The sequence below is a fragment of the Sabulicella glaciei genome (assembly GCF_026183895.1).
GTDB lineage: Bacteria > Pseudomonadota > Alphaproteobacteria > Acetobacterales > Acetobacteraceae > Roseococcus > Roseococcus glaciei.
In genome coordinates this window covers 1-1,046 of record NZ_JAPFQI010000058.1, presented here as the reverse complement: position 1 = coordinate 1,046, position 1,046 = coordinate 1, and the positions used below count along the sequence as shown (strand labels likewise).

Below are 1,046 nucleotides of genomic sequence, written 5' to 3'. Positions count from 1 at the left end.
GATGTTTGATCCCAGGTTTTGATGGTGCAGTCTTCTCCCAGGAGTGGAAGGACGCGCTATGGGCCAGGTTCAACACGGCTGCGCCACCACGACAGCGGCGGTCCGTCGAGCGATACAACATAGTCAAGAGAGCTTGAGGGGGCTCGCCAGGCGCTACGGCATCAACCCGAAGACGGTGGCCAAGTGGCGAAAGCGAACCTCCGTCACTGATCAGCCCACCGGTCCTCAGGAGCCCCGATCGACCGTCCTGTCGGCCGAGGACGAGGCCGTCGTCGTGGCCTTCCGCCGCCACACCCTGCTGCCACTCGACGACTGCCTCTATGCCCTGCAGTCCACCATCCCGCACCTGACGCGCTCCAGCCTGCATCGCTGCCTCCAGCGCCACGGCATCTCCCGCCTGTCCGACACCGAGAGCGACAAGCCGGCACGCTCTAAGTTCAAGCGCTACCCCATCGGCTACTTTCACATCGACATCGCCGAGGTCCGCACCGAGCAGGGCAAGCTCCATCTCTTCGTCGCCATCGACCGCACCTCGAAGTTCGCCTTCGCCGAGTTGCACGAGAAAGCCACGCGGCGCGTCGCCGGCAACTTCCTCCGGGCTCTTGCCGCAGCCGTGCCCTACAGCATCCACACGGTGCTCACAGACAACGGCACGCACTTCACCGATCCCACCGGCGATGGCTGGACGCCCGAGGACATCAAGGAGATGCTCGCGCGCAAGGAGCTGTTCCGGTGCCATGCCTTCGAATTGGCCTGCGCCGAACTCGGCATCGAGCACCGCCTGACCAAGCCGCGGCATCCGTGGACGAACGGCCAGGTCGAGCGGATGAACCGCACCCTCAAGGAGGCGACGGTCAAGCGCTTCCACTACGAGAGCCATGACCAGCTCCGTAGGCATCTCGCCGACTTCGTTGCCGCCTACAACTTCGCCCGTCGCTTGAAGACCCTACGCGGCCTCACGCCCTATCAAGCCATCTGCAAAGCATGGGCCGAGGAGCCGCAGCGTTTCACCGCAAATCCGCACCACCAAATGCCGGGACCAAACA

Annotated in this window: 1 protein-coding gene; it reads left to right on the top strand. The window is 64.1% G+C overall.

Annotated elements, in window-relative coordinates; genetic code table 11:
• Positions 1-58 precede the first annotated feature (58 nt).
• A partial coding sequence (locus OF850_RS23355; RefSeq protein WP_301592842.1) for an IS481 family transposase occupies positions 59-1,046 on the top strand: 988 nt, incomplete at its 3' end.